The organism is Gammaproteobacteria bacterium, from assembly GCA_035279405.1.
GTDB lineage: Bacteria > Pseudomonadota > Gammaproteobacteria > Natronospirales > REEB76 > REEB76.
In genome coordinates, this window is record DATEHU010000026.1 from 1 (window position 1) to 24082 (window position 24082).

The window sequence follows — 24082 nt, forward strand, 5'->3', positions numbered from 1 at the left end:
AGAGGGTGAGAGCGGTGTCTTTATTGCCATGCCAGTGGCATGGCAATCCGCTCGAACGGGTGAACATGGATGTTCACCCTGGACAGCCTACCAAGGACGGTACTGCGAGCGAGAAGTGTTTGAGTTGGTGCCCAGGAGAGGACTCGAACCTCCACGGTGTTACCCGCTAGTACCTGAAACTAGTGCGTCTACCAATTCCGCCACCTGGGCAGGGGCAGGCTGAATACAGCCGATTCGGGAGCGCGGCACTTTACCGGCAGTGCCCGGATGTGTCAATGTCGCAATTCTCCAAGTGATTAATTCCATGAAGAAAAAAACCAAACCCAATAAACCCGCACGCCACGGGCAACACCGCGCCGATCCTTACGCCGAACGCGAGGCGCAGAAATACGCGCGTCCCATTCAGAGCCGTGAGGCGATACTGGATTGGCTGGAAAAAGCGGGCAAGCCGCTGCGCTTCGAACAGCTCGCGCGCGATCTGCACCTGAACGCGACGGATGGAATCGAGGCGCTCAGCCGCCGGCTGGCCGCGATGCTGCGCGACGGACAACTGGTGCAGAACCGTCGGGATGAATACTGCCTGGTGAAGCGCCTGCCGCTGGTGGCGGGTACGGTCATCGGTCATCGCGACGGCTTCGGATTCCTGAAGCCCGACGAAGGCGAGGAGGACGTGTTTCTCCCGCCGCGCCAGATGCGCGCGCTCATGCATGGCGACCGGGCTTTGGTGCGCGTGCAGGGCCGTGACGCGCGCGGCCGGCCGGAAGGCTCGCTCGTGGACGTGCTGGAGCGCAACACCACCGAACTGGCGGGACGCTATGTGGAAGAACACGGCCTGAGTTCCGTGCTGCCGGACAACACACGCATCGCGCATACGGTGCTGGTACCGGCCGAGGCGCGCAACGGCGCGCGCGCCGGCCAGATGGTGGTGGTGGAACTCACCCGGCAACCGGACAAGCAGAGCGAACCCATCGGCAAGGTGACGCGCATCTTGGGTGAGCGCAATGCGCCCGGGATGGAAGTGGAATTGGCGGTGCATGCGCACGGCCTGCCCAATGAATGGCCGGCGGACGTGGAGCGCGAGGCCGCCGGTTTTTCCGCGCAGGTGCCGGATTCGGCCAAACACGAACGTCTGGATTTACGCACCACGCCGCTCGTGACCATAGACGGCGAAGACGCACGCGATTTCGACGATGCGGTGTATTGCGAACCAAGGGGCGAAGGCTTCCGGTTGATCGTCGCCATTGCCGATGTTTCGCATTACGTGCAACCGAACTCGGCACTGGATTCCGAGGCGCGCAACCGCGGCACCTCGGTGTATTTCCCGGACCGCGTGATTCCCATGCTGCCGGAAGTGCTGTCGAACGGCCTGTGCTCCATTAATCCCGAGGTGGATCGCCTGTGCATGGTATGCGACATGTACATCGGGCCGGACGGCAAGATAGGCCGCGCGCAGTTTCATGAAGGCGTGATGCGTTCCGCTGCGCGCCTCACCTATACGCAGGTGGCCGGCATCCTGGTAGAGCGGAAGCGCGAGCTCAGGACCCAATTCGAAACCCTGCTGCCGCATCTGGAGAATCTGCAGGCGGTTTTCCGGGTGCTCTTCAAGGCGCGCACGCGGCGCGGCGCGATTGATTTCGACAGCACGGAAACGCGCATCGTGTTCGACGCCCAGCACAAAGTCGCGGCCATCAAGCCGCTGGTGCGCAACGAGGCGCACCGCATCATCGAGGAGTGCATGATCGCGGCCAACGTGGAAGCCGCACGCTTTCTCGAAAAACACCAGATGCCGACACTGTATCGGGTGCACGCGGGGCCGGACGCCGACGCGCTCAAGGAGCTGCGCGCCTTCCTGGGCACGCTCGGCCTGTCCTTGGGTGGAGGCGTAAAGCCCGAGGCCCAGCATTACGCGACGCTGCTGGAGAAGGTGCGGGGACGCCCCGACCAATCCCTCATCCAGACGGTGTTGCTGCGCTCCCTGTCGCAGGCGGTGTACAGCCCGAACAACCACGGACATTTCGGCCTGGCGCTCCGGGAGTACGCACACTTCACTTCGCCCATCCGCCGTTATCCCGATCTCCTCGTGCACCGCGGCATCCGCCACGTGCTGAAGGGTGGTACGGCCAGGAATTTCCGTTACTCGCTCATGCAGATGGACAGCCTGGGCAGCCATTGCTCCATGGCGGAGCGGCGCGCGGACGAGGCCACGCGCGATGCCCTGGACTGGCTCAAGGCCGATTACATGCGGGACAAGCTCGGCGAGGAATTCGACGGGTTGATTACCGGCGTGCTGCCCTTCGGCCTGTTCGTGCAACTGAAAGACCTGTACGTGGAAGGCCTGGTGCATGTCACTTCGCTGCCGAGCGACTACTACGATCACGACCCCGTCGGGCATCGCCTCGTGGGCGAGCGCAGCGGCCGGGTGTTCCGGCTGACCGATGCGGTGCGCGTACGCGTGGTCAACGTGAATCTGGACGAGCGCAAGATTGATTTCGAACTGGCCGGCATGCCGGCGGCGCGCGCGGCGCACCGTGGACGCAAACCACCGCGGGCGCGCTCCAAAGCACGGCGATGAGCCGCGAAAAAATCTATGGTTTGCACGCGGTGACCGCGCTGCTCGAAAGCGAGCCGGAACAAGTGCGGGCGCTGTGGGTGCTGCACAGCCGCCACGACGAACGCCTGAATCGCGTGGTGTCGCTGGCGGAGCAGGCGGGCGTCGCCATTGAGCGCGTGGCGCGCGCAGAGCTGGATGCGCACGCGCCGGGCGCGCGCCATCAGGGCGTCATCGCCGAAGCCGAGAGTCTGCCGCAATCCGATGAACACGGCCTGCCGGCACTGTTGGCCGGACTGCGAGTGCCGGCGTTTCTGCTGGTACTCGACGGCGTTCAGGATCCACACAATCTCGGTGCCTGCCTGCGCAGCGCAAATGCCGCCGGCGCGCACGCCGTCATCGTGCCCAGGGATCGCGCATCAGGATTGACACCGGTGGTGCGCAAAGTCGCCTCCGGTGCGGCCGAGGCCACGCCGCTGTTTCAGGTCACGAACCTCGCGCGTACGCTGCGCTGGTTGAAGGAGCAGAACATCTGGCTGGTGGCGCTCGCCGGCGAAGCCGACCAGTCGCTCTACGAACTCGATCTCAAGGGACCTCTGGCCTTGGTGCTGGGCGCGGAGGGCGGAGGACTGCGACGGCTCACCAAGGAGCATTGCGATTTCCTCGCGCGCATCCCCATGGCGGGCGATGTGGCGAGCCTGAATGTTTCGGTGGCCGCGGGCGTAGCGCTGTTCGAAGCGGTGCGCCAGCGGCGCATTGTCCAGTAATGGAGCGGTCTGAGGCCGCGTGCATTTTTTTAGAGCGGGTTCCGTCGCTCCCGGCACTCCTCCCGGAGTGCCCCTGCCTCCCGCGACACTTGTGCATCCCTGTACATCGCGCACCCGCGGGCGGGTGACTTTTGTTTTGGCACGTACAGGAACCGTCCATGGTGCGTTGACCAGCCCGGCCATCCTTGGCCGGGCGTTCGCCGCTTCGCGGCTCACCCATCCCGCAGCCGGGTAGCTTTCTTTGCTCGTGCAAAGAAAGTCACCAAAGAAACACGCCCCGGGGATTCCGCGCGTGGCTGAAACCGAATGGAAAGACCACTCGGTTTCAGCCGAGTTCCCTCGCTGCTCGCGTCCTCGCCGTCGCGTGGACGGCACTTTCCGGCTGCGCGTCCCTGCTTCGCCGGAAAGTCCAAGGTGCACATCCCTGTGCACCCGCCCGAAGCAGTGCTTTGGGCCCCTGTGCCGGTCGCGCGGTCGGGGCCTTTCAGGCTTCGCATCCTGCTTCGCCCGAAAGTCCAAGGTTTACGTCCTTGTAAACCCGATTGAAGCGGTGCTTCAATCCCCTCGCCCCGACCTTCTGCGCAGGCTTTCCCTTGCGGGCGCTGCGCACTCGGCGGAATCCACGTGGAATATGAAGAGGAAGAGTAAGAGTAAGACGCGTTTGACGTCGGCGTCTTGATTCTTGTACCCGTAGCGCGAGCCGAGCACTGAAGCGAGCCAGGTCAGCCCGAAGGGGTGCGGACAGGACGTTCGCACTCCCGCCGTCAGGCCAGGGATGGCCTGTCGGCGGGACTCCGCAGCGAGCGAAGCGCGCAGGGCAGTCGCGGCTCCCGCGACCCGTGCTCCGGGGGAATGGCTTTGGGCACTTTCGCCGAAACGAAAGTGCCCCGCCCGCGGGTGCGGGAACCCGCTCTAAAAAAAGTGGCGGCCGAAGGCCGCTCTGTCTAGAACTGGATTCCCGCTTCCGCGGGAATAACGGGGACAAGTGACGCAGGCCACACAAGAACTAGCTGTATGAAATTCCGTTCGCCCTGAGCGTAGTGCCGAAGGCACGAAGTCGAAGGGTATCGCGGGCCGAAATTTACAGTGTTTCGACTTCGCGGAGCCATGCTCCGCTACGCTCAACACGAACGGTTTGGAATTTTGGGATAAGTTCCAGTAAGACCCTCCCTGAGTCAGGAGGTAAGCAATGTTTGCAGTGCTTCCGACAGCCGGCTGATCTGCGTGACTTGAATGCCGGCAATGCCGCCTTTGCGCGGCGCGTTGCCCTGCGGTACGAGCGCGCGCTTGAAGCCGTGCTTCGCCGCTTCACGCAGGCGCTCCTCGCCGTTGTACACCGGGCGGATTTCGCCGGCCAATCCCACTTCGCCGAACACCACCAAGTCATTCGGCAGCGGCCGGTCGCGGAAGCTGGACAGGGTTGCGAGCAATACCGGCAGGTCCGCCGCGGTTTCATTCACGCGCAAGCCGCCGACCACGTTCACGAACACGTCGCGATCGAACATGGGGACGCCACCGTGGCGGTGCAGCACCGCGAGCAGCATGGACAGGCGGTTCTGGTCCAGTCCCACGGCCACGCGGCGTGGATTGGCGAGGTGGCTTTCATCCACCAGCGCCTGCACTTCGATGAGCAGCGGCCGGCTGCCTTCGCGCATCACGGTAATCGCCGAGCCGCTGACCGGCGTGGCATGGCGCGAGAGGAAGATCGCGGATGGATTCTTGACTTCCTTCAGTCCGGACTCGGTCATGGCGAACACCCCGAGTTCGTTGGCGGCGCCGAAGCGGTTCTTGACCGCGCGGATCACACGATAACGGCTGCCGGCATCGTTCTCGAAGTACAGCACCGTGTCCACCATGTGCTCGAGCACGCGCGGACCGGCAATCGCACCCTCCTTGGTGACGTGGCCAACGAGGAACACCGCCGTGCCGCTGCTCTTGGCGTAACGCACCAGCATGCCGGTGGATTCGCGCAACTGCGCGACCGCACCGGGTGCGGATTGCAGTATCTCGGTGTACATGGTCTGGATGGAGTCCACCACCAGCACCGCGGGTTTGAGTTGGGTCGCGGTTTCCAGCATGCGCTCCACGCTGGTTTCCGCCGCGAGTTGCAGCGGGCGCGCGGCGACGTCCAGCCGTTGCGCACGCAATCCCACCTGTTGCGGAGATTCTTCGCCGGTGATGTAGAGCACCGTACGGCCGTCGGCGAGGTTGGCCGCAGCCTGCAAGAGCAGCGTGGACTTGCCGATGCCGGGGTCGCCGCCGATGAGCGTGACCGAGCCGGCCACCAGTCCGCCGCCCAGCACGCGATCCAATTCCGTCAATCCCGTACTGACACGCGTCTGGGTTTCACTGTCGATTTCCGCCAGGCGTCGCACTTCGGCTTCTGCGCTTTTACCCGGCAAGCGGCCGCGGGCGGGTTTTTCCGGCGCGCGGGTTTCCGTCAGCGTGTTCCAGGCGCCGCAGTCCGGGCATTGGCCCGACCATTTGGGGAAGCGCCCGCCACAGGCGTCGCAGACGTACACGGAATGATGTTTGTTCACAAACTAATTTGATGCGCGTTGTCCGGGTGGCGGATGGTAGCACGACCCGTTCATCGGACCGAGCGTCAGCGAACTTTCGTTTCGGAGAAAATTCAAGCTATTATGCTGCATCCTTCATCTTTGTATTCAACAGGGGCTGGGTGTGAATCAGGACTTCCGCGAAGCCGAAGGATTGGCCAGCATGACCAACGCGCGGTGTTCCTGTAGAAGCCTGGTGTCATGTTTACCGCGTGCGCGCAATTTGTATCTGGCGACGCATTGCCGAAGAACCCAAATCGTTTGCCGCAGCGCGGCGCGCCATTCGCCAGCACCGATAAAGTTTGTGCTGCCGGGCTTCGCGTCTGAACGCGGGTGTTGCGCACCATGAGTTATCGGGGAAAACTCGAGTTTGCGGGCCGCACTGACAAAGGCATGGTGCGCACCAACAACGAAGATGCCATTCTCATGGATGCGCACACCGGTCTGGTGGTGGTCGCCGACGGCATGGGCGGTTACCAGGCCGGTGAAATCGCCAGCAGCATCGCCGTCAAGAGCACCCACAAGTTCGTCGCTGACGGTCTCAAAGCTGCACGCGCACAACTTGGTGTAAGCGACAGCGGCTACCGCCACGAAAGCGTGTTGCTGCGCAGCGCATTGCAACATGCCAATGAGGTCATACAAACCACTGCCAGGAGCCAGCCGCAATGCGAAGGCATGGGCACCACGGTGGTGGCGGCGTTGTTCTACAACAACCGCTTGTCCATCGCACACGTGGGAGATTCGCGCGTGTACCGTCTGCGCGACGGTGATTTCGAGCAGATCACCCGCGACCACTCCCTGCGCCAGGAGATGGTGGCCCGCGGGTTTTACACGCCGGAGGCGGCCCGGAAGGCTCTCAAGAAGAGCCTGGTGACCCGCGCGCTGGGCGTCAGACCCACGGTCATGGTGGACCTGCAGGAGGACGCGGCGCGGGTGGGCGACATATATCTGTTTTGCAGCGACGGCCTGCACGACATGGTTTCGGATGCGGACATTCGCTTAACCATGGACATGTTTAGTGATAATCTGGAAACCGCCATGACCCAGCTGATCAAGCTGGCGAATGATAACGGCGGACGCGATAACATCTCCGCGGTGCTGGTCAAGCCGGTGATGTCATTCGAGGACGGGCATAGGGGTTTCTTTGGGCGTGTGATCGGCTGGTTCAGTTGACCGGGACGGCGCGGCAAAGAATCAACACAACGGATAATTGGAGAGGATATCCATGGGCAAGCTCACACTCACGCTGGACGGACAGGAGCTGGCGCAATACGAACTCGAGAAGGAGCGCTATACCCTGGGACGGCTGCCCGACAATGATGTTCACATGGACAACATGGCGGTGAGCGGACACCACGCGCTGATCATCAATATCCTCAAGGATTCCTTCCTCGAGGACCTCAACAGCACCAACGGCACCTATGTCAACGGCAAGCTCATAAAGAAGCACGCGTTGCAAGCCGGCGACGTGATCACCATCGGCCGGTTTCAGCTCAAGTATCAGGTCGCGCGTGCCAAGGCGGTTACGGATGATTTCGAGCGCACCATGGTGATCAATCCGGGCACCGCAAGCGCGCCGGGCACGCCCAGTCTCGAGCATGTCAAACGCGCGGTGGCGCAATCCAAGGCGGAAGAACCGCGCACGAAGCCGCCGGCCAAAGCCTCACCGCCCAAGGCCAGTCTGCAAGTGCTGTCCGGCGAATTTGCCGGCAAGGAGCTGGACCTCAACAAGCCGCTGACCACGCTCGGCCGGCCCGGTGTCCAGGTGGTAGCCATCACACGCCGCGTCGATGGCTTCTACGTGGTCAATGTACACAGCGGAACGGGGCAGGGATTTCCCACGGTCAACGGCGAACAGTTCGGCGCACGCGCGCGCAAGCTGTCCGACAACGACGTCATCGAGCTCGCAGGCGTGAAGATGGGTTTCTACACCGTGCCGGGGGCCTGATGGCCGGCACGCGTTTCCAGGCCGCCGTCCACCACGCAGAATTCCACCCTTTGGGTGATGCCGCACGATAACTTGCAAGCGGGCATGACGCCCGCACGATCGGCGGCGGCGGTAATTCGAAGAGCTTGATCTCCACGGTGCATGCAGCGTGGGTACCAATCCGCTTGACCTATACTGGCCCTGTCGGTGAGCGTAACTTCCTGTTCCCCTCGTCTTCCAAGGTGTGCATAGGCAGGGTAGAGATGGTGGGGATGGACTTGGGGTTTCGTGCCTCGCTACCATCCCTATCCCGGCGTGCCATTCCCAGGCGAGGCGCGGCGGTACCCCGTTACATGGTGTAAGCCCCCGGCTCGAATAAGGTGAAATTGCCGGCGTACTACCGGGCGTCGCGGCACTACGTTATGCTTGAATCCCTCCGGGGGATTCTGGGCCCGATCCGATACAGCAGGGGTTTGACCGGCATGGCTGACGTGTTCGTCTCCTACGCCCGCGCCGACAAGGCGCGGGTTGCCCCCTTGATCGCCGCGATTGAAGCCAAGGGCTGGTCGGTGTGGTGGGACCCGGAAATTTCTCCCGGCCAGGAGTTTGACGACCAGATCGACGCCGAGATCGACGCCGCCAAGGCGGTGCTCGTGGTCTGGACTCCGACTTCGGTGGCCTCGCGCTGGGTACGCGGCGAGGCACGCGAAGCGGCGGAGCGCGGGATTCTCGTTCCCGTGCGCTTCGAGCAGGCGCGCCTGCCAATGGATGTGCGTGCCATTCACACCACGGATCTCGATGATTGGGACGAAGATGCGGCGAGCACCCAGGCGCATGAATTCCTGCGCGCACTGGCGGCGATGATCGCACGCTCGCAGGCTGAGCCATCCGCCAAGCCTGGCAGTGCCAAGTCGGCATCGCCGGCGGCTGCGGTCAAGCGTTTCGCCATCGGCGTGCTGCCTTTCACCAATATGAGTGGCGATTCGGAACAGGAATATTTCAGCGACGGCATCACCGAGGACATCATCACCGACCTGAGCAAGGTGTCGGCGCTGGCCGTCGCCTCCAGCAACAGCGTGTTCCTGTACAAGGGCAAGCACGTCGACATCCAGAAGGTTGTGCGCGATCTCAAGGTCACGCACGTGCTGGAGGGCAGCGTGCGCAAGGCCGGCGGCCGGATACGCATCAACGCGCAGTTGATTGATGGCGCAACCAACAATCATGTGTGGGCCGAACGTTACGACCGCGATGCCAGTGACATCTTCGCGATCCAGGACGAGATCTCCCAGGCGATCGTCAAGGCGCTCAGACTGCAACTGCTGCCCGAGGAGAAGAAGGCCATCGAGCGGCGTGGCACGGAGAACGCCGAGGCGCATGATCTTTACTTGATGGCGCGGCAGATTTACATAACCAATCAGGAGGCGGACGAGCGCGCCTCGAAGGCCATCATCCGCTTGTGCGTTCAGGCCACCGAAATCGACCCGAAATACGCGCAAGCCTGGGCGCTGATGGCGATCGGTTACCGGACCCTGCGCGTATTGGGAGTGGGGTCGGACAATGGCTTGCTGGCCGCGGAGCGTGCGCTGGCGCTGGATCCCGACTTGGCCGAGGCGCATGCCGTGAAGGCATACATTCTATTGATGCAGGACGATACCGAGGCGGCCGCCGCCGAAGTCGCGATCGCGCTGAAACTCAATCCGGATTCCTATGAAGTCAACCGTGCCGCCGGACGGCTGCACTACCAGTTGCATCGCTATGAAGACGCCATCCGCTTGTTTGAAAAAGCCGCGGGTCTAATAGACGCGGACCTGCATTCCGCATCGATGTTGATCAGTTCGTATAACGCGCTGGGCAATACCAGTGGTACGCACCGCGCCGCAGAGCAGGCCTTCAAGCGTGCTGAAGCCATCCTGGCGCACGACCAGCACAATTCCGGCGTCGTGGCCTACAGTGCCTACGCGCTTGCAGCGCTCGGCGAAAGCGAGCGCGCCAAGACACGCATGAATCGTGCGCTGCTGATCGATCCCGAGAACTGGAACATGCGCTACGCCTTTGCATGCAGTCTGAGCGTGTATCTGAAGGACAAGGAAGCCGCGCTCAAGATGCTTGAGTCCGTATTCGCGACGATTTCAGATGCCTTCCTGCCTTACGCCAAGGCCGATCCGGATTTTGAATCCCTGCGCGACGATCCGCGCTACCAGGCCATGGTTGCCGCCGCCGAAGCGCGGTTGTCAGCCGCGTCCAAAACATCGGCTGGCACCCATGGCTGACGTCTTCGTTTCTTACGCCCGCAGCGACAAGGCACGTGTCGTGCCGCTGGTGGCCGCGCTTGAAGCCAAAGGCTGGTCAGTGTGGTGGGATCCCGAGATCAACCCGGGCCAGGAATTCGACGACCAGATCGATGCCGAGATCAACGCGGCGAAAGCGGTGCTGGTGGTGTGGACGCCGACCTCTGTAGTTTCGCGCTGGGTGCGTGGCGAGGCCCGTGAAGCCGCCGAGCGCGGGATTCTGGTGCCGGTGCGTTTCGAGCAGGCGAAGCTCCCGATGGACGTGCGCGCGATCCACACGACGGATCTCGATAACTGGCGCGAAGATCCCACGAGCACGCCCATGCAGGAATGCCTGCGCGCGCTCACGGCCATGATCGCCCGTACCCAAGCTGCACAATCCACGAAGGCAGCAAGCGTTTCCTCTGCCGCCCCGTCCGCGAGAGATTCCGCACGTTTCTCGATCTGTGTGCTGCCGTTTACCAACATGAGCGGCGAACCGGAGCAGGAGTATTTCAGCGACGGCATCACCGAGGACATCATCACCGACTTGAGCAAGGTCTCTGCCCTGCGCATCATTTCGCGCAACAGTGCCTTCCAGTACAAGGGCAAGAACGTGGACACCCCCAAGGTTGCGCGTGAACTCAAGGTGAGCCATGTGTTGGAAGGCAGCGTACGCAAAGCCGGCGGCCGGGTGCGAATCAACGCGCAACTGGTGGAAGCGGAAGGCAACGACCACGTCTGGGCCGAACGTTACGATCGCGACGCCAGCGACATCTTCGCGATTCAGGATGAAATCTCCCAGGCCATCGTCAAGGCGCTCAGACTGCGCCTGTTGCCGGAAGAGAAGAAAGCCATCGAGCACCGTGGCACCAGCAGCGCCGATGCCTACAACCTTTACCTCATGGCGCGCCAGACCTACGTGACCAGCCAGGAGCAGGACGAGCGTTCGGCGCAGGCCATCGTGCGCCTGTGCAAGCGCGCGACGGATATCGATCCGGGTTACGCGCAGGCCTGGGCGCTGATGGCAACCGGTTACCGGCAATGGTTTGAAGCGGAGAAGGGGAAATCCAAGGACGGCATGGCCGCGGTGGAGCGTGCGCTGGCGCTCGACCCGAATCTGGCCGAAGCCCACGCGGTCAAGGCGCAGCTGCTGCAAATCGAGGGCGATCTCGAGGCCGCCGCCGCCGAGACCGGCATTGCACTAAAACTCGCCCCCGAATCCTACGAAGTCAACCGCTCGGCCGCGCGCCTGAGCTACCAGCGGCGCAGGTTCGACGATGCGGCCCGCTTTTATGACCGGGCCGCCGCGTTGATGGAGGCCGACCTCAATTCGCCATTCATGCTGATCAGTTGCTTCACTGCGGTGGGTGACGCGGCAGGTACGCGTCGGGCTGCTGAATTGACACTCAAGCGTGTCGAGACTGTGCTGTCACATGATCCAAATAATTGCACAGCCGTCGCCTACAGCGTGAGCGCTCTCGCCACACTCGGTGAGGCCGCGCGTGCCAAGGCAGGCATGGAGCGAGCGTTGCTGATCGACCCCGACAACTTCAATATGCGCTACAACTTCGCGTGTACGCTGAGCGTGCGCCTCAAGGACAAGGACGCCGCACTGACGATGCTCAAGCCGTTATTCGAGACGATCTCGGACGCCTTCCTGCCCTACGCCAAGGCCGACCCGGATTTCGAGTCGCTGCACGACGATCCGCGCTATCAGGCCATGGTTGCGGCCGCCGAAGCGCGGCTCGCAACGGCGCCAAAATCGCCGGTTGGCACGCATGGCTGACGTCTTCGTTTCCTACGCCCGCAGCGACAAGGCACGCGTCGTGCCGCTGGTGGCCGCGCTCGAAGCCAAGGGCTGGTCAGTATGGTGGGACCCGGAGATCAGCCCCGGGAAAGAATTCGATGACGAAATTGATGGTGAGCTGCAGGCCGCGGCCTCGGTACTGGTGGTATGGACGCCGACTTCCGTTGCCTCGCGTTGGGTGCGCGGCGAGGCCCGCGACGGGGCGGAACGTGGCATCCTTGTTCCCGTGCGCTTCGAGCAGGCGCGACTACCGATTGATGTGCGTGCCATCCATACCATTGACCTCGACGACTGGCACGGGAACGCGACCAGCCCGGCGCTGCAAGACTGCCTCAAGGCACTGGAAGTCATGATAACGAGTTCGAAGGCTGCGCACGCAAGCGCCACAGCGGTCAACAACGCCCCGGCGGCAGCCGCAGCGGCCAAAGATCCCCGACGTTCTTCGATCTGCGTACTGCCGTTTACCAACATGAGCGGTGACCCCGAACAGGAATATTTCAGCGACGGCATCACCGAGGACATCATCACTGACTTGAACAAGGTGTCGGCGCTGCGCATCATTTCGCGCAACGCTGCGTTCCGCTACAAGGGTAAGGATGTTGATATTCCTCAAGCCGCGCGCGAGATGAACGTGAGCCACGTACTTGAGGGCAGCGTGCGCCGGGCCGGCAATCGGGTACGCATTACCGCACAGTTGGTGTATGCCGAGAGCAACGATCAGGTCTGGGCTGAGCGTTACGATCGGGATGCCAGCGACATTTTTGCACTACAGGACGAAATCTCGCACGCCATCGTCAAGGCGCTGCAACTGCGCCTTTTGCCGGAAGAAAAGAAAGCCATCGAGCGGCGTGGTACGGACAGTGCTGAAGCGCACGATTTGTACTTGATGGCGCGGCAGATGTATGTGAGTGGTCAAGAAAACGATGAACATGCAGCACAGGCCATCATCCGCATGTGCACTCGTGCTACGGATATTGACCCACGGTACGCACAGGCGTGGGCTTTAATGGCAATCGGTTATCGGAGCTTGCGCGCATTGGGCACGGGATCCGACAGCGGCATGACTGCTGCGGAGCGTGCACTCGCCATCGATCCGGGTTTGGCCGAGGCACACGCGGTCAAGGCTTACATCCTGCTGCAAAATGGCGATCCGGATGCGGCGGCTGCCGAAGCCGAAGTCGCGTTGAAGCTGGATCCAGAGTCCTATGAGGCCAATCGCACCGCAGCGCGAGTAAATTACCAACTCCATCGATTTGAAGACGCTATCCGGCTATACGAAAAAGCCTCGGCCCTGATGGAAACAGACCTTAACTCAGCAATGACGCTAATCAGCTGTTACAACGCACTTGGAAACATCAAAGGAATGCGCCACGCAGCTGAGACTTCGCAAAAACGTGCTGAGACCATCTTGGCTCGTGATCAGAATAACGTCGGCGCGCTGGCGTACAGCGCCTACGCACTGGCGGCATTGGATGAACACGAACGCGCCAAGGCCAGAATGAATCGCGCATTGATGATCGACCCAGACAACTTCAACATGCGTTATAACTTCGCATGCAGCCTGACTGTGCTGCTGCGGGACAAGAGCGCTGCATTAGAAATGCTCGACCCGTTGTTCAGAACGATTACCGACGGTTTCCTGCCGTACGCCAAGGCTGATCCAGACTTTGCGTCACTACACGACGACCCGCGCTGGCAGGCGATGCTCGCAGCCGCTGAAGCCCGGCTTGGCGCGGCAAAAACCTCTCAAACACCAGTGACCAAAAAGTCCTGATCTTCGGGTTGTCCTACAGGCTAAAGGCGAGATCCAAATGCCGCACACCGTTGCGTCCGGAGATAGGCGTGGTTGAAACATCGGGGCTTAAAGGTAACGACTCGGGTCCTCTGCCGCTCGTCATCGGGGTGACCGGGCACCGGGATCTCCCGCCGCAAGACATCCCGCGGATCCGGGAATCAGTAGCGGCTTTTTTTGCCTGCCTGCGCAGACAGTACCCGCATACACCCCTGCGACTGCTTTCACCATTGGCAGAGGGCGCGGATCGTCTGGTGGCCAAAGTAGCACTGGAACATGGCGCCGAACTCGTCGTTCCCTTGCCCATGCCCGAGGTGGAGTATCGCAAGGATTTCTCCCAGACAGTTTCCGAATTCGATGCTTTGAAAGCTCGGGCGTCAATCGTATACACGCTGCCACCGCCTGTCGACGCAGCAAACGAAGCTGCGGAGATCCATGGTGCGCACCGCGATGTGTGTTACGAGAATGTCGGCTTCTACATCGTCCGGCACTCACAGCTGATTGTGGCTCTTTGGGATGGCGTTGCGACCAAGGATAGAGGCGGTACCGCTCAAATTGTGGAATATGCATTGTCGGAAGCAGCGGACACGTCATCGGCACTGCAATTTTTGACTGATGTCAGCTCCGGAAAGGCGGTGTGGCATCTCCGGGTACCACGATTGAACAGCCACTTGAAAAAAGACGCTGCAACGTTCCCGCAATACTACTCGGCCGTCTGGCGTTTCAATGCTAAACACGATCGAGAGCTGCCATTTACTGTAGCCGGCGACGGCTGGCCGAAATCGCACTTCGCCCATTTACGGTCGGTGGAAGTATTCAATGTGGAAGCATTATCCCTCTCACCCGAGCGTATTCACGCAAGTCTGGATGTGCTGCTGCCACCAAATGTGGACGGCAAAACCATTGACCCGTCAGAACGTATTGTCCGTTCATTTGTTGCGGCCGACCTGATCTCGGGGAAACATCAAAATACAACCTACAAGTTATGGAAGTGGATTTTCATGCTGGCTGGAGTGATGATCCTGGCGTTTGAAAGTTACGCGCACCTTTGGCCTCATGGCCTGTTGTTGTTGCTCTATCCGGCGGCATTCATCGCCATGACCATTGCTTATGCGATCTTGAACAGACGCCGGTTGAATGACCGCTTTATTGACGCACGCATCCTCGCCGAGGCGCTGCGGGTGGTGATTTACTGGCGCCTGGCTGGGATCCGGGAGAGTATCACTGATCAATATCTGGGGCGGCATATCGCGGCCATAGGTTGGATACCGAGTGCAATATCGGGTCTGCTTGCCTTGCCAATGCCCGACGCCGAATTTGCCCAGCAACACGGGCTACGCGTTACCGATCAATTCTGGGTTGATCGCCAGCTTAAATACTATGAACGTCAGTCTGTCCGTCAGGGCAGGCGTGTAAATCTATACCGCCGGTTTGCCGGATCGCTGTACGCACTGACCGTGGTGTTTTCGGTGTGCGTGGCGATATACGGGGTCATCGTGACGAAGCCCTCGCCGCTGCGTGACATACTGATTTTGCTCATGGCCTCCGGCCCTGCGATTGCGGTGCTATGGATCGCTTATGCCGAGAAACAGGGCTGGGAGAGGCACATCAAGGAATATACGCGCAACGCGGTACTGTTTGCACGTGCACATGAGCTGATTGTCAATTTCGGAAAATCCAAATCATCGGCGAGCTTCCCGCATATACAAAAGGTACTGCTGGAACTTGGGAAGGAAGCAATTTGCGAAAATGCCGAATGGGCGGTATTGCACCGCGTGAAACCGCCCGCTATTCCGCTGGGATGAACGTGGCGCTGACGGAGCCGTGACCGGATTTATTCCGGGCCGTCATCCACAAGATGCTTGAGCCCGTGACGGTCCAATGGGCGTACCGGAACCGCGCGTCACCTTTGTGCGCGCGCTTATTTGCTCACAATGGCAGGAGCCGCCGTGTCCACGGCGTGTTCTTCCACCACGCCGAACTTCACCCGCTGGGTGATGCCGCACAACAACTCATAAGGGATGGTGCCGGCGGCGCGCGCGATTTCCTCGACCGGCAATTCCGCTCCCCATAACACCACGCTGTCACCCACACGCGCCTGTGGCTGGGTTTGCAAATCCACCGCAATCATGTCCATGGACACCCGCCCGATCAGCGGCACGCGCACGCCGTTCACCAGCACCGGAGTGCCGTCGGGTGCGTGGCGTGGATAACCGTCGCCGTAACCGATGGCGGCGATGCCGATGCGCGTGTCCTGTTCGGCGCGCCAGTTGCCGCCGTAGCCCACGGTGTCACCGCGTGCCACGGCTTTGACCGCGATCAATTCAGTGCGCAGGGTCATCACCGGCCTGAGGTCGTGGTCGCGACCGCAGTGACCGGCGAACGGCGCCACGCCGTACAAGAGGATCCCCGGCCGCACCCAGTCGGCGTGGCTCTCGGGCCAGGCGAGCAGTGCGGCGGAATTGGCGATGCTGCGCTCGGCACGCAAACCCGCGGTGCTGGATGCGAAAGTCTCCAGTTGCGCGCGCGTGTGCGCATTGCCGGGCTCGTCGGCGCGCGCGAGATGCGTCATCAAACGCACCGGCCCACGGACCGCGGCGGCCGCGTGCAACCTTTCCCAGGCGGCACGCGTCGCGCCCGGTGCAAAGCCGAGCCGGTGCATGCCGGTATCGAGCTTGAGCCACACGCTCACGGCCTTGTCGAGACGCGAGGCTTCAAGCAACGCGAGCTGACCGGCGTCGTGCACCACCAGCTCGCAGCCGTGGCGCGCCACTTCTTCCAGTTCCGCCGCGGAAAACACCCCTTCAAGCAACACGATGGGGTGCGCCAGGCCCGCATGACGGATGACCAAGGCTTCCTCAAGCGAGGCCACGCCGAAGGCATCGGCTTCCGAGAGCGCGCGTGCCACCACCGCCAGGCCGTGACCGTAGGCGTTAGCCTTGACCATGGCCATGATGCGCGCACGCGGCGAGAGCGCACGCACCCGCCGCAGATTGTGACGCAGTGCGGCCAGGCTGATGAGCGCGCCGGTCGCGCGGCTCACGAATAGGCTCCAGCGTCCTCAGGAATGTAGTTCTCGAAGCGCGTGTAGGCACCCAGAAAGGTGGCCTTGACCGTGCCGATGGGGCCATTGCGCTGCTTGCCGATGATGATTTCGGCAATGCCCTTGGCGGCGCTTTCTTCCTTGGTGTACACCTCGTCGCGGTAGATGAAGGCGATCAGGTCGGCATCCTGTTCGATGGAGCCCGATTCCCGCAGGTCCGACATGATGGGGCGCTTGTCCGGGCGCTGGTCCACGCTGCGGTTGAGCTGCGACAGGGCCACCACCGGGATACTGAGCTCGCGCGCCAGCGACTTGAGGCTGCGGCAGATTTCCGAGATTTCCGTGGCGCGGTTCTCGCTGGTGCCGGGCACATGCATGAGCTGCAGGTAATCCACCACCATCATTTGGATGTCGTGCTCGCGCTTGAGGCGGCGTGCGCGTGCGCGCAATTCCGTGGGTGTGAGCGCGCCGCTGTCGTCAATGAACATGGGCGCCTTGGACATGAGGGCGATTGCCGAGGTCACGCGCTGCCAGTCGTTCGGGTCGAGCTGTCCGGTGCGCACCTTCTGCTGGTCAATGCGCCCAAGCGAGGAAATCAGGCGCATGGCCAGTTGCTCGCCGGACATTTCCATGCTGAACACCGCCGTGGGGATGGGTTTCTCCGGACGGCACGAGCAATACTCGGCAATATTGATGGCAAACGCGCTTTTCCCCATCGAGGGCCGGCCCGCGATGATCACCAGGTCGCCGGGCTGCAGGCCCGCGGTCATGTTGTCAAACTTGTCCAGGCCGGTGGCCAGGCCGGTCACCGGATTGTTGGCGTGCATCAGGGTGTCGAGCCGGTCCACGGCCCGGGACAGCAGATCGTTGATCTGCACGAAACTCTGCTTGAGGCGCCCGCGGCTTTCCGCGATCTCGAACACCTGGCGCTCGGCGAATTCCACCAACTCCTCGGTGCTGCGGCCCTCGGGGCGGTAGGCGGCCTCCGCGAGTTCGCCGCCGACGCGGATCAACTGCCGGAGCACCGCGCGCTCGTGCACGATGTCGGCGTAGGCGCGCACGTTGGCCGCGGTCGGCGTGTCGCGCGCCAGCGTCGCGAGATAGGCGAGGCCGCCGGCCGCGTCCAGTTGCTCGCGGCTCTGCAGCCATTCGGACAGCGTCACGGCGTCGAACGGCTGGTCGCTGTTGCCCAGTTCGCAGATGGCGCGGAATATCAGGCGGTGATCGTGGCGGTAGAAGTCCTCTTCCCGCAGCCGGTCGGCGATGCGCTCCCAGGTCGCATTGTCCAGCATCAGCCCGCCGAGCACCGCCTGCTCGGCTTCCACCGAATGTGGCGGCACGCGGATGCTTTCCAGCACCGCGTTGGCGTGGGTTTCGAGGGTCTTGACGGCTCCCGGCATGCTGGTTGAATCGGTTTGGCGAGTGTGCGATGAGACTCTAGGCGCAGCCCCGGTGACTTGCAAGCCTTTGTGGTGCGCGCCGCGCCATTCCTGAAAAGCGTGCGGCGGCCACAGGCGACGCGCGCAGGCTGACGATTATTTCGGCAGTTATTCTTCGGCGACTATCGTGACCGTGATTTGCACGTTCACGTCGGTATGCAGGTGCAGCTCCACCTTGTGCTCGCCGGTGACGTGGATCGGGCCCTGCGGCATGCGCACTTCCTTGCGTTCCACGCGGGTACCAGCCGCGGTCAGCGCCTCGGCGATGTCCACCGTGCCCACCGAGCCGAACAGCTTGCCTTCGCTGCCCACCTTGGCGGTGATGGTGATGGCCTTGCCCGCGAGTTCGCGTTGCCGCGCCTGCGCCGAGGTCAAAGCATCCGCGGCGTACTTTTCCAGGTCCGCGCGCTGTTTCTCGAATGCGGCGATGTTGGCCGCGGTCGCGGGCTTGGCCTTGCCGTGCGGAATCAGGAAGTTGCGCCCGTAGCCGGCACGCACCTTGACCTTGTCGCCCAGGTTGCCGAGGTTCTCGACTTTCTGTAGCAGGATGACTTCCATGGTGGCGCGCTCAGTGCTGGTCGGTGTAGGGCAGGAGCGCCAGGAAACGCGCGCGCTTCACGGCGAGCGCCAGCTGACGCTGATAGAAGGCACTCGTGCCGGTGATGCGGCTCGGCACGATCTTGCCGGTCTCGCTCACGTAAGCCTTGAGCATGCCGAGATCCTTGTAGTCAATCTCTTCGATGCCCTCGGCGGTGAAGCGGCAGTATTTGCGCTTGCGGAAAAAACGTGACATGGGTGGTCCTCGAATCGGTTGGGATAATCAGGCGCTGGCCGCGCTCGGCGGCTCGTCGCTTTCGGCTGCGTCATCGTCCGCAGCGTCGGTCTCGCGCTCGCTGTCATCGCTGTCAAAGCGTTCGGCGCGCTCCTCTTTCTCTTCCTTCGGCTTAATGAGCGGTGAAGGCTCGGTGGCCGCGCTGTCGCGCCGCATCACCAGGTGGCGCAGCACCGCGTCGTTGAAGCGGAACATGCCCACCAGCTCGTTGAGCGTGGCCTGGTCGCACTCGATGTTCATGAGCGCGTAATGGGCCTTGTGGACCTTGGCAATGGGGTAGGCAAGCTGGCGGCGGCCCCAGTCCTCGAGGCGGTGCATTTTGCCGCCGGCGGACTCGATCATCGAGCGGTAACGCTCGAGCATCGCGGGCACTTGTTCACTCTGGTCAGGGTGGACCAGAAACACGACTTCGTAGTGTCTCAAGCAAGGCTCCTTGTGGACTGACCGGCTCCCCGTCATGCGGTGGAGCAAGGGCTTCCGGCGCGAACCGGAAGGCCGCGAACTATACAGAAATGCGCTTCGGCTTGCAATTCAGGGGCTTACGCGGGCAATCGCGGTCATGCCGGCCCTGAGCCCTTCGACAAACTCAAGCCAGGTTAGTCGCAGGGGGCTGCTCCTACGTTGACGGCGCCTTCCGTATGAGCGGGCCACGCCCGCGACAAGCTTCGTCTTGCCGTGATCCGCGCATACCGCATTTGCGGGGCTTTCGCGCCGGGCTGCCGCCCGTTATAGTCTGGCGCCAATCACGGGGTGGGGGTTCCATGGCCGAAGAATCTGCCAACTTCCTGGCGCGACTCAAGCAGCACCACATGTACGGTGTGGTAGTCGCTTACGCGGTGGTGGTCGGCTTCCTGATTCAACTGGTCAGTCGCGCGTTTCCATACTTTGGCTGGACCGGTGCCGTGCCAACGGTCATCGTCGTGCTGCTCCTGGGGTTTCCGGTGGTCGTGGTTCTGGCCTGGCTGCTGATCGAGCCCAAGGGCGCGGCCAAACCGGACACCTGGCAGCGGCGGCACTGGAAGCTGAGCGCGCTGACCACGGCTGTGGTGATCGTGCTGGTGGTGATCTCCGGTTTTTACGCCCTGCAATTCTCGCGCCAGCATGCCTCGATGCTTGAGGGCTCCGCGCCATCCCAATCCCAGGCGCTTGCGGCTGTGCCGGCAAAATCCATTGCGGTCCTGCCCTTCGAAAATCTCAGCGCTGAAAAGGAAAATGAATATTTCGTGGCCGGCATGCAGGATCTGATTCTCACCAAGCTGGCGGACGTCGGCGATCTCAAGGTAATTTCGCGCACCTCGACGATGCAGTACGGCAGCCATCCTGGAAATCTCACGCAGATTGGTGAGCAACTGGGCGTCGCCACTATCCTCGAAGGCAGCGTACAAAAAGCTGGGGATCAGGTACTGATCAACGTGCAGTTGATTGACGCGCAGACCGACAACCACATCTGGGCGCAGAGCTACCAGCGCACGCTCGACAACGTGTTCGGCGTCGAGGGCGACGTGGCCGAGCAGATCGCCACGGCTTTGCAGGCCAAACTTTCGCCCGCACAATCCGCAGCGCTGGCCGCGGTGCCCACCCAGAACCGTGCGGCCTACGACCTGTTCCTGCGCGCCGAGTATCAGGCCAACAAGGGCCTTGTCAATTACGATACGGCCAGCTGGAAGGCTGCAATTCCGCTCTACCGGCAGGCGGTCGAACAGGATCCCAACTTCGCACTTGCCTGGGCGCGGCTTTCCTACAATGAAAGCGAGCTTGCCTGGTTCGGTGGTGGTGGCGAAGACGTGCAACGACTCAACCAGCAAGCGCGCGCCGATGCCGAGCGTGCATTGCAATTGCAACCCGATCTCGCGGCAGTGCATCTCGCCATTGGTTACAACGAATACTGGGGCCGCGGTGATTATGCTGCTGCGTTGCAAGCATTCGGGGTCGCGCTCAAGCTCAAGCCCAACGATGCCGATGCCCTGGCCGCGCAGGGCTTTGTGCAGCGCCGTCAAGGCCAATTCGATGCCGCAATCGCCTTGTTCCAGCGAGCTTTGACGCTCGATCCGCGCAATTCTGCGTTGGCCTTCGAACTGGGCCTGACCAACATGGAGGTGAGCCGATTTGCGGATGCCGAGAATGCTTTCCAACGCGCACTGGCGCTTGATCCTGATAATCTCAATGCCAAGGTCAATTATTCCCTGACTGTCCTGCTTAGCACCGGCGACGTTCCGCGTGCGCTGGCCCTGGCGCAAGGTGATGTTCCGCAGTTGCAACTTCAACGCGTAAGCTTATTGCCTTATCAACACAAATACCGCGAAGCGTTGGCGCTGCTCGACAGCATACCGGATACACCCGACAATTTTTCGATTGGCAGTGGCGGCTTCAAGCCGATGCAACAAGCCAACTTGTACTGGTTGATGGGGGACATGGCGCATGCACGACCGCTGTATGCAAAGGCATTAGCGTTGCTGCGCGCAAAGCTGAAAATGGCGCAGGGGATCAATTCGGCATTTGTGTGGCTGCAACTTGCCAACGCCCAGATTGGGCTGGGCCAGGCAGAGGCAGGGCTGGACTCCATTGCCAAGTCGCTGTCCGTTGTCAGCAGCGTTCACGATCAGGTTTACGGGCCGATAACGATGTTGTCGGACGCCCAACTGTATGCCCAGGCGCGCCGTCCGGATCTCGCGGTGCCATTGCTTGCCAAGGCACTCACCATACCTGGTATCGGCTCTGGCTACTCGCCGCTGATGCTGTGGCTTGATCCACTCTGGGATCCAATCCGTCACGACCCGGGTTTTCAGGCACTGCTCACGAAATATGCGAAATATAAACCCGCGGTCGCCTACGACGCCGAGCCCGCCGCCTCTGGTTTGTAGGAGCGCCTTGCAGGTGCGATGTTTTTAGTTGCGGCAAAATGCCGCTCCTACCACGGGACGATCATTTGAACCGCGGCAGAGTGCCGCCCAAACAATTCTATTTCTTGTCGGGCACGGTAACAGGAGCGGCCGGCTGGATGCGCACGGTTTTTACCGCGCTACCGGTGGTTTGCACGATTTCCATCGGGTAGTCGGCGATTTTGAGACTGGTGCCGGGCTGCGGGATGGATTCCAGGTATTCCAGGATCAGTCCGTTCAGGGTCTTGGGTCCGCTGGTGGGCAGTTTCCAATTCATGGTGCGATTCAGCGCGCGTACGTGGACACTGGCATCCACCAGGTAGCTGCCGTCGGCTTCCTTGTATATGTCCTTGTGCTGGGCGGCAGGGTCGGAAGTGAACTCGCCCACGACTTCCTCGAGGATGTCCTCGAGCGTCACCAGCCCCTGGATGTCGCCGTATTCGTCCACCACCAGGCCGATACGGCGCTTGGCGGCCTGGAAATTCATCAGTTGCCGCTGCAGTGAGGTACCTTCGGGGATGAAATAAGGCTCGCGCACGATAGCGCGCAGCATATTGCGCGTGGGCTTGCCGCGCGCCACGAGGTGCAGAAACTCGCGCGCGTGTGCGAATCCGAGGATATCGTCAATGCTGCCTTCGTACACCGGCAGGCGGGTGTGCTGGCTGGTGCGCAGCTGGTCCATGATTTGATTCCAGTTGGCCTTGATGTCAATGCCGTCGATTTCGCCGCGCGGCACCATGATGTCCTCAACCGTGATTTTTTCCAGATCCAGGATGCCGAGCAGCATTTTCTGGTGGCGCTTGGGGATCAGGCCGCCAGCTTCCATGACCACTGAGCGCAATTCCTCGCGGCTGATCGCGGGTGTGGTAGCCGTGTTGCTGCGCACGCCGAACAGCCACAGGATGGAATTCGCCAGCAGGTTCACCGGCCAGACTACCGGATAATAAAAAATCTTCAGCAGCGGTGTGAATACGAAGGCCGCGGGAAACGCCGTGCGCTCTGGATTCAGTGCCGCCAGCGTCTTGGGTGCCACTTCGCCGAAGATCAGCAGCAACAGCGCGATCAGGATGGTCGCCACCAGCACCGCGCTGTCGCCGCCGATGCGCAGGGCGATGAGCGTGGCCACGGCCGTGGCGAAGGCGTTGATGAGCGTGTTGCCGAGCAGCACGATGCCGATGACGCGTTCGGGGCGTTGCATCAAGCGGTCGGCAAGTACTGCACCGCGATGGCCGGCGCGCGCCAGGTGCCGCAGGCGATAATGGTTGAGCGAGTACAGGCCGGTCTCGGAGCCGGAGAAAAACGACGATAGGATGATGAGGACAACGAGCGCGACGATGAGCGCCCACAGTGGGATGTTGTTCAACGGGCCGCGGGCCTCATGCGTTCAGGTTCCAGTGCCGGCCGAGAATCAGTTCCAATATGAGTTTGTCGCCAAAGTAGGCCAGCGCCAGCACCACGAAACCGCCGAGCGTCCAGCGGATCGCAGTGCGTCCGCGCCAGCCGAACTGCCAGCGGCCCCACAGCAACACCGCGAACACCACCCAGGCGATGCCGGACAGCACGGTCTTGTGCGTGAGGTGTTGTGCCAGCAGATTGTGCACGAACAAAAGGCCGAAAATCAGCGCTACCGTCAGCAGCACGAAGCCCGCGGCGATCAACTGGAACAGAAAGCGTTCCATGAGCTGCAGCGAGGGCAGTGTGCTCCACGCTCCATCCGTGGCACGCTGCCGCAGACGGTGTTCCTGCACGGCGAGCACCAGCGCCTGCACGGCGGCTACCGCCAGCAGGCTGTAGGCGATCAGCGACAGCACGATGTGCGCGTCCAGCGGCCAATCGCCGGTGATCACCATGAGCCGGTCGCTGGGGAACAGTTCGGCCAGCAGCACACTCACGCCGGCCAGCGGAAACAGCACGATGCCCAGCTTGTCGAAATGCGGTTTGAAGAGCGTGGCGAATCCAATCAGTGCCACCAGCCAGCCGACCAAGGCGGCGGCGTTGAAGAACCCGAGGTCCATGCCGTGCGGCAGGAAGATCGCGGCGTAAACCAGGATGGCGTGCAACAGCACCGCGGCCGCGATGGCGCTGACCACGAATCCCTTGCGCTCGCGCACGAACATGGGCCCGCGGCCGAAAAACCCGGCCAGCAGCGCGAGCGCCGCGAGGCAGTACAGCACGAGATCCAGGACGGCCGCGCCGGTAAAAAGCATACACCCCACCGCA

At 62.0% G+C, this 24082-nt stretch carries 17 protein-coding genes and 1 tRNA gene; 9 read left to right on the forward strand and 9 right to left on the reverse strand.

Annotated elements, in window-relative coordinates; genetic code table 11:
- Positions 1 to 125 precede the first annotated feature (125 nt).
- A tRNA-Leu gene (locus VJR90_03520) sits at positions 126 to 210 on the reverse strand.
- A gap of 94 nt (positions 211 to 304) precedes the next feature.
- Here VJR90_03520 and rnr point away from each other — a divergent pair.
- Together rnr and rlmB are read left to right on the forward strand one after the other, a co-directional pair.
- On the forward strand, positions 305 to 2572 hold the full coding sequence (gene rnr / locus VJR90_03525; GenBank protein ID HKV96546.1) for a ribonuclease R: 2268 nt from the start codon (positions 305 to 307) through the stop codon (positions 2570 to 2572).
- Complete coding sequence (gene rlmB, locus VJR90_03530) at positions 2569 to 3315, forward strand: 23S rRNA (guanosine(2251)-2'-O)-methyltransferase RlmB (protein HKV96547.1); 747 nt, start codon at positions 2569 to 2571, stop codon at positions 3313 to 3315. Before rnr ends, rlmB begins: the two co-directional genes overlap by 4 nt.
- 1175 nt (positions 3316 to 4490) lie before the next feature.
- Here the strand turns inward: rlmB and radA are convergent.
- The gene (gene radA / locus VJR90_03535) at positions 4491 to 5855 is read right to left on the reverse strand and encodes a DNA repair protein RadA (protein ID HKV96548.1); all 1365 of its coding nucleotides are present in this window, start codon (positions 5853 to 5855) and stop codon (positions 4491 to 4493) included.
- Positions 5856 to 6218: 363 nt separating this feature from the next.
- On the opposite strand from radA, the gene VJR90_03540 reads away from it, so the two are divergent.
- The 6 genes from VJR90_03540 to VJR90_03565 all read left to right on the forward strand — a co-directional run bounded on the left by VJR90_03540 (position 6219) and on the right by VJR90_03565 (position 15474).
- Positions 6219 to 7046 carry a Stp1/IreP family PP2C-type Ser/Thr phosphatase gene (locus tag VJR90_03540; protein ID HKV96549.1) on the forward strand — a complete coding sequence of 276 codons (828 nt, stop codon included), beginning with the start codon at positions 6219 to 6221 and terminating at the stop codon, positions 7044 to 7046.
- 52 nt (positions 7047 to 7098) lie between these two features.
- On the forward strand, positions 7099 to 7821 hold the full coding sequence (locus tag VJR90_03545; GenBank protein ID HKV96550.1) for an FHA domain-containing protein: 723 nt from the start codon (positions 7099 to 7101) through the stop codon (positions 7819 to 7821).
- A 461-nt stretch (positions 7822 to 8282) separates the two neighbouring features.
- The gene (locus VJR90_03550; protein HKV96551.1) at positions 8283 to 10070 is read left to right on the forward strand and encodes a TIR domain-containing protein; all 1788 of its coding nucleotides are present in this window, start codon (positions 8283 to 8285) and stop codon (positions 10068 to 10070) included.
- Positions 10063 to 11856: a TIR domain-containing protein gene (locus VJR90_03555; GenBank protein ID HKV96552.1), complete on the forward strand. Its 1794-nt coding sequence runs from the start codon at positions 10063 to 10065 to the stop codon at positions 11854 to 11856. The genes VJR90_03550 and VJR90_03555 overlap by 8 nt, the downstream gene beginning before the upstream one ends.
- On the forward strand, positions 11849 to 13651 hold the full coding sequence (locus tag VJR90_03560; protein HKV96553.1) for a TIR domain-containing protein: 1803 nt from the start codon (positions 11849 to 11851) through the stop codon (positions 13649 to 13651). The genes VJR90_03555 and VJR90_03560 overlap by 8 nt, the downstream gene beginning before the upstream one ends.
- A gap of 68 nt (positions 13652 to 13719) precedes the next feature.
- Positions 13720 to 15474, forward strand: coding sequence for a hypothetical protein (locus tag VJR90_03565; protein HKV96554.1), 1755 nt, complete (start codon positions 13720 to 13722; stop codon positions 15472 to 15474).
- A 116-nt stretch (positions 15475 to 15590) separates the two neighbouring features.
- Here the strand turns inward: VJR90_03565 and alr are convergent, their stop codons facing one another.
- The 5 genes from alr to rpsF form a co-directional block, all read right to left on the reverse strand.
- Positions 15591 to 16712 (reverse strand): alanine racemase, encoded by a 1122-nt coding sequence (gene alr / locus VJR90_03570; protein HKV96555.1) that lies wholly within the window; start codon positions 16710 to 16712, stop codon positions 15591 to 15593.
- Entirely contained in the window at positions 16709 to 18112 is a 1404-nt protein-coding gene (gene dnaB, locus VJR90_03575) for a replicative DNA helicase (GenBank protein HKV96556.1), read from the reverse strand. The genes alr and dnaB overlap by 4 nt, the downstream gene beginning before the upstream one ends.
- 147 nt (positions 18113 to 18259) lie before the next feature.
- A complete protein-coding gene (rplI, locus tag VJR90_03580; GenBank protein HKV96557.1) occupies positions 18260 to 18709 on the reverse strand; it encodes a 50S ribosomal protein L9 in 450 nt (149 codons plus the stop codon).
- A 10-nt stretch (positions 18710 to 18719) separates the two neighbouring features.
- Positions 18720 to 18944, reverse strand: coding sequence for a 30S ribosomal protein S18 (rpsR, locus tag VJR90_03585; GenBank protein HKV96558.1), 225 nt, complete (start codon positions 18942 to 18944; stop codon positions 18720 to 18722).
- Between the two features lie 27 nt (positions 18945 to 18971).
- On the reverse strand, positions 18972 to 19406 hold the full coding sequence (gene rpsF / locus VJR90_03590; GenBank protein ID HKV96559.1) for a 30S ribosomal protein S6: 435 nt from the start codon (positions 19404 to 19406) through the stop codon (positions 18972 to 18974).
- A gap of 338 nt (positions 19407 to 19744) precedes the next feature.
- Here rpsF and VJR90_03595 point away from each other — a divergent pair, with 338 nt between their 5' ends.
- Positions 19745 to 21844 (forward strand): tetratricopeptide repeat protein, encoded by a 2100-nt coding sequence (locus VJR90_03595; protein ID HKV96560.1) that lies wholly within the window; start codon positions 19745 to 19747, stop codon positions 21842 to 21844.
- A gap of 97 nt (positions 21845 to 21941) precedes the next feature.
- On the opposite strand, the gene VJR90_03600 is transcribed toward VJR90_03595, so the two are convergent.
- On the reverse strand, positions 21942 to 23225 hold the full coding sequence (locus VJR90_03600; GenBank protein ID HKV96561.1) for an HlyC/CorC family transporter: 1284 nt from the start codon (positions 23223 to 23225) through the stop codon (positions 21942 to 21944).
- 13 nt (positions 23226 to 23238) lie between these two features.
- Positions 23239 to 24069, reverse strand: a complete 831-nt coding sequence (ccsA, locus tag VJR90_03605; GenBank protein HKV96562.1) for a cytochrome c biogenesis protein CcsA — start codon at positions 24067 to 24069, stop codon at positions 23239 to 23241.
- Between the last annotated feature and the right edge of the window lie 13 nt (positions 24070 to 24082).